At 49.2% G+C, this 1,416-nt stretch carries 2 protein-coding genes; both read left to right on the forward strand.

The genetic code is table 11. The features are described from left to right. On the forward strand, window positions 1-753 hold a 753-nt coding region (gene dapF / locus R8N28_RS24840; RefSeq protein ID WP_318183619.1), incomplete at its 5' end, for a diaminopimelate epimerase. Beyond that, a partial coding sequence (locus R8N28_RS24845) for a DUF484 family protein (protein WP_318183620.1) occupies window positions 747-1,416 on the forward strand: 670 nt, incomplete at its 3' end. The genes dapF and R8N28_RS24845, both read left to right, overlap by 7 nt.

Raw genomic sequence — 1,416 nt, forward strand, 5'->3', positions numbered from 1 at the left:
TTCTCGCAAGACTTGATCCGTCGTTTGGCGGATCGCCACACTGGCGTCGGTTTTGACCAATTGCTCGTGGTAGAAGCACCTTATGATCCTGAAACCGACTTCCACTATCGCATTTTTAATGCCGATGGCAGTGAAGTGGAGCAATGCGGCAACGGCGCGCGCTGTTTCGCGCGTTTTGTTCGTTTAAAAGGGTTGACCAATAAATACAGCATCAGCGTGAGCACCAAGAAAGGTAAGATGATTCTTGATGTGGAAGACGACGGTGAAGTGACGGTCAACATGGGCGTGCCAGAGTTTGAACCGAACAAAATTCCGTTCAAAGCGAAGCAGAAAGAAAAAACCTACATCATGCGCGCGGGTGACAAGACGCTGTTTTGTGGCGCTGTCAGCATGGGTAACCCGCATGTGGTGACAGTAGTGGATGACGTGGATACCGCAGATGTGGACACTCTAGGTCCGCTGCTTGAATCACACGAACGCTTCCCTGAACGTGTGAACGCTGGCTTTATGCAAGTGGTGAGTCGTGACCACATTCGTCTTCGAGTTTACGAGCGCGGCGCAGGTGAAACACAAGCTTGTGGTAGCGGCGCATGTGGCGCGGTGGCTGTGGGTATTTTGCAAGGACTTTTGGATGAGAGTGTGAAAGTATCGCTACCTGGTGGTGAGCTGCATATTTCTTGGCAAGGCCCGGGCAAACCACTCTTTATGACCGGTCCAGCAACTCACGTATTTGATGGTCAACTGTCGTGCTAGTCAAAGAAAAAGGAAACGGTTTGTCTCAAGTTGAAGCTGACGCATTAACTGCAGAAGTGGTGGCTGAATACCTAAAAGATCACCCTGATTTTTTTGTTGAGCGCCCTGAGTTGGTGGATCGTCTGTCTTTTCCACATTCGGATTTAGGTACGGTTTCGTTGGTGCATATTCAAATGAATCGCCAGCGTCAGCGTATTGAAGAGCTTGAAGAAGAGATCACCACGTTAATGTCGCTTGCGGCAAACAACGATCGTACCTTCTACGAGTTCATGGATTTGCAGGGCTCGATTCTAAAGTGCGGTGACTTCAAGCAAGTTATTAGCGCGATAGAGCTAAAAGCCAAAGATCTCGGACTGCGTGCGTATGTTCGCTTGTTTAGCCAATGCGATGCATCGACGCAACTTAGCAAAGAACATTACCAGCGTTTTGCGACCAACCACCTAAATGGCAAAGAGGCTTATTTGGGCCGCTTGCGTAAAGTGGATCGTGAAGCGTTGTTTGGCAATATGGATGTGCCAGAAATGGGTTCCTATGTGGTACTGCCGCTGGTGAAGAAGCAGACGCTTGGCGTGCTTGCGTTTTCTAGCGAAGATGGCGGTCATTTCCAACCAGATATGGATACCTTGTTTTTGCGTCACCTATCATTAGTAGTGGCACATCTCG

It is taken from the genome of Vibrio sp. Vb1554, from assembly GCF_033344235.1.